Origin of the sequence: Salinibacterium sp. (assembly GCF_031364185.1) — a bacterium.
GTDB lineage: Bacteria > Actinomycetota > Actinomycetes > Actinomycetales > Microbacteriaceae > Rhodoglobus.
In genome coordinates, this window is record NZ_JANLVV010000355.1 from 1 (window position 1) to 6,119 (window position 6,119).

The following is a 6,119-nucleotide window of genomic DNA, read 5'->3' on the forward strand; positions in this document are numbered from 1 at the left end:
GCCCCACCACGAAGAAGAAGATCGCGAGCAGCCCATCGGCCGCCCACTGGCCCACCGAAAGGTTCAGATGCAACGCTTCCGGCCCGAATCTGACGTCGCGCACGGCCTCATAGAACGGTGCCGCCGGAGAGTTCGCAAGAATAAGCGCCAGCACTGTGGCACCGAGCAGAAGGGTGCCTCCGATGGTGTCGCTCTGGAGCGTCTGGTGGATGCCCTGCCAGATCGAATGAGGAGCCTGCCGAACCGGGTCGTGCGGAGGCTTACTCACGGTAAACGGCTGTCATGGATGGCCTTTCCGGGCAGAGCGATAATCGAGAGCAGAAAAAACCCGCCCGCCGACCAGACTTCCCGGCACACCACTCCCATTCTACGACGCGGCCGTTTCAGGAGGAGGTCCGATCACCTCAGCAAATATGTTCGGACATTCCTACCGGGTCCCAAGCTGCGCCAGTAGATCGCACTCCTCCTCGCGGGTCATACCGGCGTGGCGCATCCGCGATAGACCACGTGAGCGCTCATCGTCCAGTGTTGCCAGCGGTCGGTTCCCGGCACAAGCGGCACCTTCCCGGTCGACCTATCGTTCCGCACCTCCAGTTGCTCTGCGGCGAGCCTGGAAAAGGAAGAGCCCCACGAGACACGCAACCGCAGCACCGCCGAAGGCCCATGCCCAGGAATTCGGCTGGCCGACGAAGCTTCCAATACCCGCGCCGACGAGGGCGGATGTGAGCGCCAGGAGGGGCAGAATTTGTCGAATGCGTTTCGTAGCGAGACCGGGAAACATAGAAACTCCTAAAGCCGACTGAATCTGAGTGCGCAATTAGAGCTCACACACGAAGACGACGAGCCGAGTTACGCCCCGACAAGTTGTGTAAATAAGCAGGGTAGCTGGCTACCACACGATTACTGGTGTTCGCGGGCCTGCAGGATGACGATGTGGTCGTTGGTAACGAAGTAGACGAGGCGGTTAGTGTCGTCAATGCGGCGCGACCACGCGCCGGAGAGGATGTGCTTGAGCGGTTCCGGCTTGCCAACGCCAGCGAACGGATCGCGCAGCGCGTCGCTGATCAGCTGATTGATGCGCTTGAGAGTCTTGCGATCCTGCGTCTGCCAGTAGACGTAGTCCTCCCGGCCGTTTGGGTCGAAAGTGATCGCGCGCGTCACGCGTCCAGGAGGTCGTGCTGGTCGAACTCGCCTCGCCGGGCTCGCTCGGTCGCCGCGAGCAACCGCTCCGCGTTCGCAGGATTCCGCAAGAGGTAGGCCGTCTCGGTCATCGCGTCATAGTCATCCTTCGACAGGATGACCGCATTTCCGTGTCGGGAGACGACCTCGACCACGGTGTGGTCGTCGTTGACCTGTTGGATGAGCCCGAACAAGTTCTTTCGTGCGTCGGTCGCGCTAATTGCCGACATGATCGCCTCCGGTGAGTGGTACTGGATAGCGTACCACTCCAAATGCTACGGACGACGTGATTGAACGTTCCGTCTTGTCCCGTCGGGGTCTATCGCGTGCCTCCTGAGGGGATTACTGGACGCAGCCGGAGTGGCTTTAGCTTTCTCGTAGCTACAGTCATTTCGAATGCCTGTAGATCAGGACCGCAGACGACGGTTGGTTTCAAGTGTTGCCATTGCCATTGGCCTACGGCATGGCCTTTCGAATGTGGGATGTTGATGATGTCACTGTACGGTGACTACTACTGATGTGCTCGTACGGTGACATTTAGCATTGACACCGTACGGTGACAAATTGAACTCTGAGGAAGAACTGTCATGAAAAACGTACGGGCACTAGGCGCGCGAGTCAGGCAGCTTCGAACCGAGGAGGGTCTGAGCCAACAGCAGCTGGCCGAACGCGCTTTCGTCTCGAGAAAATGGCTCATGGATTTCGAGGGCGGCAAGTCGACAGTCGAAGCGAACAAAGTTCTCGATGTGCTGCAAGCACTCGGTTACGAAGTGGAACTTAGTCCCTTATCAACCTCAGAGACTCGTTTGCGAAACTAAGTGGCTCATAGCAAACCGAGAGCTTGACCTCTACCTCAACGGTGACCTGGGTTTGCTTCACGGGTGGGTGACATCTAAGTTGGCCTGCCCGGGACAGTGGGCCAGGGGATGTTGTTACGCCCAAGCCTTACTGATCCTCGCGAATTCCGTGACGACGTTATGCGTGCTGCGCGAGGTCGAAAGCCTGGCATCGTTGTCGAGCAGGTCGCGAAAGACAGGGTGCCCCCACGCAGACTCGAACTGTGGCCTCTGTCTCCGGAGGGCGAAAGCGAGGCGCGCTGTGAGCTGAAATCGCCCTAACTTCGGCCTAATTATTGGGTTCTACGCTGGCCACGAATGCGCTCACTGACCCCGTGCGTGCCCCAGTCGTTGCCATTCTGTTGCCACGGAGTCGATAGAGCCATCGCGTTGGGTGGTGCAGAAGCCTAAGATCGAAGATCAGAGAGAGGCCATCGTTACCAAGCAGGCTATTAACGCCATTACGGCTTGGCGTGCCCTCGAGCCTTCAGAGAAGTTGCGGATTCGACGGTCAGTCGTGATCGATCGCGTTGTGGCGAGCATGGCAATGGAAGGTGAGCCGGTATCTCAGGAATGGATCAGCCAAGCGAGAGCTCGGCGGGCTCAACTCGTGGCTTCGACACCTCCCGAGGCCCGCTAACCTACGCGGAGCTATCAGCTGCGATAGCTCCCATCTGGAGGCCTTGCTGGACGACGTCGTCCGCGGCGAGTTCGCAAGCAGGTCATTCGACGAGCAACTGATCAAGGACTTCTACAGCGCGTTTCTGCTGCCATTGCTGCCGAAGATGGCAGGTTCGTGGCGAACAATCAGTGTTCAGGTCGGTAACCATGTTCCGCCTCAACCGTGGGAAGTCCCGGTGCGAATGCGCACCTACGTTGACAACGTCAACGCCCGCATCCTTGGAGCGAACACCTTCGAGTTGCAGGTCGAGGCGTTGGCTTACGCGGAGGGGGAGCTGCTGCACGTTCATCCGTTCGAAGACTTCAACGGCAGGGCGACCCGCGTACTTTTGATCGAGCTGATGGGCCGTTTCGACATTCCGCCTGTTGAGGTTGCGGTTGAGCGGGGCAGCGCTGCATTTGCGTCTTACGCGAAAGCTCTCGCCAAATACGACAACGGTCGGTTGCAACCACTGATCGAATTCTGGGACGTGCGATTGCAGAGCGCGCAGGACGAGTTTGGCTCCGCGCTTTAGAGCGTCGCAGACGATCTCAGCGGATGCTTAACCAGCCATCTCCGCCGCATCTCCTCGAGTGCGGCAAGGCCAGCTGAGCGCTCGCGGGTTGAGGTGCTTCTCACGAGGTCGGCAGCGATCACGGCATGCGGTGCGTTGCGCCCCTCGAGTTCCAGCGAGTTAAGACGCTCATAGATCGTGACGTCCCCATAGTTGTCAGCCGACAGGAGGTGCCGTCGTGCGAACGAATCAAGTGTCTCGATGTTGCGGAGGTACCCCTCGACGATTTGGGTCTGGCTGGTGAGTTCAGTGTCGATCACGTCTGCAGCGCTCCTGCCGGTTAATACAAGCTCGCTGGCGGTCTTGGCAATTGAGTCCGCGGTGTAGCGGTGCCCGACTGTTCGGGATGCGACCTTGCGAGCGATCTCCTCCGCAGTGCTTATGCGGATACGTCGGCGGATTCGGGCTAACGTGCTCTGCGAGAGTCCCGTGGTCGATTGGCCAGAAAGTTCGCCGAGCAGAGCCCAGGAGGATGCGGCTGACCACGTGCGCCCTGCCCCTGCGTTCAGCGAACGGCGCTCGCTGATTGAGCGGGGAGTCACGAGCCAGGTGCCGTCGGAGAGTTGCTCACCGGAGAGCTTGCCAGATCGCAGAAGGTCGGTGACTTGGCGTTGAGACACGCCGAGCGCCCGGGCAACATCTTTCGTCATCAAGCTGTCCATGTCAATTCACCTCTGTAGTCAGAGCAATTATGACATATCCGAATTGCCGCGGAAAGGTGGTCCTGGGACTTCCTTTTCCTATTCCAAGGGCGACCACCCAAACGAACGATTTTGGGTGGTTTTTTCCTGTATTACCGCCCCCGCCTGGCTGGCAGAGCCTACTTCCCAACCTCCCACACCCAACAAGTTGTGTGTGGGAGGTTGGGAAGTAAAGCAGGGGCGGTAGGGCAGGGCAAAAGAGTGAAAGAAGAAACGAACCGTGAGACAAAGAATCTGGGAGGGTGGCGGCATGGAAACGTGGAAGCTCGAGATCAGCTTCGATGAACTGAGGGCTGCGATGTCGGCCGTCTTGGACCACCTAGAGGCAGCCAGCGGGGCGACTCTCGAAATTTCCGAGGACTACTTCTGGTCCGCGACCGCGACCGCGGGTGCTGAGTTCGACCCATCGCGAATACCTGAACCAACAATCGGCCAATATTCAGAGACGTGGAACAACTTGGCCCGAGAGCGCCAAGGGAATCGTGACTCGACCATCGACTACTCCGCGGTCTGGTTGGGCCAGATTCTCAGCGGCGTGGGGCTGACTCGGTTGTAGCTCATCGCAAAATACTTGTCAGCTTCGGACGCTCCCTCCAGAGTCGATTCATGGAAAGCATCAATGCATATGTGACTTCGAGCGGATAGCGTTATCGAGTTTTCCACCGTCGACCGGATCATCTTCAGGCTCAGAAGCGTGGCTTCAAGACCAAGCGGGACGCTGACCTGTTCCTGGCAAAGACGGAGATCGACAAAAGCCGTGGCGCCTACATCGATCCGTCAAAGTCGAGGGTGCTCGTGGGGGAGTGGCTCGACTCGTGGATGGACAGCCGATCGGACTGGCGTCCGACCTCACGAGAACGAGCTCGCGGCATCGTGGAACTGCACATCAAGCCGCAACTCGGCAGGTACCCGCTCGGCTCCCTAGACCACAGGACCGTGCAGACGTGGGCTGGTGGACTGTCGCGGTAGCAAGGGCCATCGAGCGTTCGGAAGATCGTCAACGTGCCGTCGGGAAGTTTGCAGATGGCGGTCAAGGGTGGGCGGCTCCCGGCCAACCCGGCGCACGGGCTAAACCTCCCGAAGGTGGGCAAGGCGTCGAAGCAATACTTGAGCCACGTGGAGGTCCGAGATCTGGCGGATGCCGTGGACTCTCTGGGCAAGGGAATGTTCCGCGGCGATAAGAACGGCTACGGGCTGCTCGTGCGAGTCCTTGCGTATTGCGGGCTCCGATGGGGTGGGGCATTCAGTCTGCGAGTTAAAGATGTCGACTTCAAGCGAGGCCTCCTCGAGGTGCACCGCACGATCGTCGAAGTCGATAGTTTCCAGATCGACTCAGAGCCCAAAGACTACGAAGCTCGCTCGATACCGGTCCCGGCGTCATTGCTTGCGGAACTCGCGACTCACGTCGAGGACAAGGAGGCCGGCTCGCCGGTCTTCGCGGCAGCACGAGGCGGTTGGCTGGGGGGAGGGTATTCCATCTCGGTTGGTTCGATTCGGCCGCCGAGATGATCAGCAAAGAGGGGCTCACACCACACGAGATGAGACACACGGCAGCGAGCCTGGCAATCAGTGCGGGCGCGAACGTGAAAGCCGTGCAGCGGAGGCTTGGGCACGCGTCGGCGGCTGTGACGTTCGACGTCTACTCGGATCTCTTTGACAGCGACTTGGATGCTGTGTCGGCAGCGCTGGACGAGGCTATCCGGGTAATTGCGGAGTGAAGCCTGCTAGCCGCCGAGGACTGGGGCAGGCTCAACCATGGTGGCAACGGAGGCCGCCCACACCGCCACATTCACGATGATCCCGATCAACGGTATGCGAGCGGCTTTCGGGTACAGAAGAATTGAGATAACCGTCGCGGTCACGATGAGCGCCGCAACAAAAAGAAGCGATCCCAGGATCGTAGTCGATAGTGACCCTACCTGGTAAAGCTGATCACGGAATCCCAGCTCAGGAAACCGGCGGTAAACGACTGTCACCCACAGCGACCCAAGCAGCGGCAGAGTCACGAGGTAGATCAGGAGCGCTCCGGCTGCTGCTAATCGTTGCCGCCCGGTTGGTCGCATACAGCTACCCTCCTCGATTGGCGCGGTAAGCGCTAGGCCATGACGCGAATTGGCGGGTGTCAAGTGTTGCCAAAACGTTGCCACGGACGCATTTGGGCGACTAGG

11 protein-coding genes are annotated in these 6,119 nt (G+C 59.4%); 6 read left to right on the forward strand and 5 right to left on the reverse strand.

From position 1 onward, the window contains the following. The 3 genes from RMN95_RS15670 to RMN95_RS15680 form a co-directional block, all read right to left on the reverse strand. Positions 1 to 268: Na+/H+ antiporter NhaA (locus RMN95_RS15670; RefSeq protein ID WP_397545308.1), on the reverse strand; the 268-nt coding region annotated here is incomplete at its 3' end. 632 nt (positions 269 to 900) lie between these two features. Continuing rightward, positions 901 to 1,161, reverse strand: coding sequence for a Txe/YoeB family addiction module toxin (locus RMN95_RS15675; RefSeq protein ID WP_309617839.1), 261 nt, complete (start codon positions 1,159 to 1,161; stop codon positions 901 to 903). Then, positions 1,158 to 1,409: a type II toxin-antitoxin system prevent-host-death family antitoxin gene (locus RMN95_RS15680; protein WP_309617840.1), complete on the reverse strand. Its 252-nt coding sequence runs from the start codon at positions 1,407 to 1,409 to the stop codon at positions 1,158 to 1,160. The genes RMN95_RS15675 and RMN95_RS15680 overlap by 4 nt, the downstream gene beginning before the upstream one ends. Before the next feature lie 357 nt (positions 1,410 to 1,766). Here RMN95_RS15680 and RMN95_RS15685 point away from each other — a divergent pair, with 357 nt between their 5' ends. Together RMN95_RS15685 and RMN95_RS15690 are read left to right on the forward strand one after the other, a co-directional pair. Next, positions 1,767 to 1,997, forward strand: coding sequence for a helix-turn-helix domain-containing protein (locus RMN95_RS15685; protein ID WP_309617841.1), 231 nt, complete (start codon positions 1,767 to 1,769; stop codon positions 1,995 to 1,997). A gap of 701 nt (positions 1,998 to 2,698) precedes the next feature. Further along, positions 2,699 to 3,211 carry a Fic family protein gene (locus RMN95_RS15690; RefSeq protein ID WP_309617842.1) on the forward strand — a complete coding sequence of 171 codons (513 nt, stop codon included), beginning with the start codon at positions 2,699 to 2,701 and terminating at the stop codon, positions 3,209 to 3,211. Here RMN95_RS15690 and RMN95_RS15695 read toward each other — a convergent pair. Continuing rightward, positions 3,208 to 3,912: a hypothetical protein gene (locus RMN95_RS15695; RefSeq protein ID WP_309617843.1), complete on the reverse strand. Its 705-nt coding sequence runs from the start codon at positions 3,910 to 3,912 to the stop codon at positions 3,208 to 3,210. The genes RMN95_RS15690 and RMN95_RS15695 overlap by 4 nt on opposite strands. A 289-nt stretch (positions 3,913 to 4,201) precedes the next feature. Here RMN95_RS15695 and RMN95_RS15700 point away from each other — a divergent pair, with 289 nt between their 5' ends. The 4 genes from RMN95_RS15700 (at position 4,202) to RMN95_RS15710 (ending at position 5,669) form a co-directional block, all read left to right on the forward strand. After that, a complete protein-coding gene (locus tag RMN95_RS15700; protein ID WP_309617844.1) occupies positions 4,202 to 4,507 on the forward strand; it encodes a hypothetical protein in 306 nt (101 codons plus the stop codon). Between the two features lie 239 nt (positions 4,508 to 4,746). After that, the gene (locus RMN95_RS17210; protein ID WP_397545309.1) at positions 4,747 to 4,920 is read left to right on the forward strand and encodes a hypothetical protein; all 174 of its coding nucleotides are present in this window, start codon (positions 4,747 to 4,749) and stop codon (positions 4,918 to 4,920) included. A gap of 33 nt (positions 4,921 to 4,953) precedes the next feature. After that, the gene (locus tag RMN95_RS15705) at positions 4,954 to 5,460 is read left to right on the forward strand and encodes a hypothetical protein (protein ID WP_309617845.1); all 507 of its coding nucleotides are present in this window, start codon (positions 4,954 to 4,956) and stop codon (positions 5,458 to 5,460) included. Continuing rightward, entirely contained in the window at positions 5,457 to 5,669 is a 213-nt protein-coding gene (locus tag RMN95_RS15710) for a tyrosine-type recombinase/integrase (RefSeq protein ID WP_309619504.1), read from the forward strand. The genes RMN95_RS15705 and RMN95_RS15710 overlap by 4 nt, the downstream gene beginning before the upstream one ends. Before the next feature lie 6 nt (positions 5,670 to 5,675). On the opposite strand, the gene RMN95_RS15715 is transcribed toward RMN95_RS15710, so the two are convergent. Then, complete coding sequence (locus RMN95_RS15715; RefSeq protein ID WP_309617847.1) at positions 5,676 to 6,014, reverse strand: hypothetical protein; 339 nt, start codon at positions 6,012 to 6,014, stop codon at positions 5,676 to 5,678. Positions 6,015 to 6,119 lie beyond the last annotated feature (105 nt).

What these genes read in the sequence shown, in the direction of transcription:
- RMN95_RS15680 (WP_309617840.1), bottom strand. Translation starts at nt 1,409, where the DNA reads ATGTCGGCAATTAGCGCGACCGACGCACGAAAGAACTTGTTCGGGCTC.
- RMN95_RS15695 (WP_309617843.1), bottom strand. Translation starts at nt 3,912, where the DNA reads ATGGACAGCTTGATGACGAAAGATGTTGCCCGGGCGCTCGGCGTGTCT.
- RMN95_RS15685 (WP_309617841.1), top strand. Translation starts at nt 1,767, where the DNA reads ATGAAAAACGTACGGGCACTAGGCGCGCGAGTCAGGCAGCTTCGAACC.
- RMN95_RS15715 (WP_309617847.1), bottom strand. Translation starts at nt 6,014, where the DNA reads ATGCGACCAACCGGGCGGCAACGATTAGCAGCAGCCGGAGCGCTCCTG.
- RMN95_RS15710 (WP_309619504.1), top strand. Translation starts at nt 5,457, where the DNA reads ATGATCAGCAAAGAGGGGCTCACACCACACGAGATGAGACACACGGCA.
- RMN95_RS15700 (WP_309617844.1), top strand. Translation starts at nt 4,202, where the DNA reads ATGGAAACGTGGAAGCTCGAGATCAGCTTCGATGAACTGAGGGCTGCG.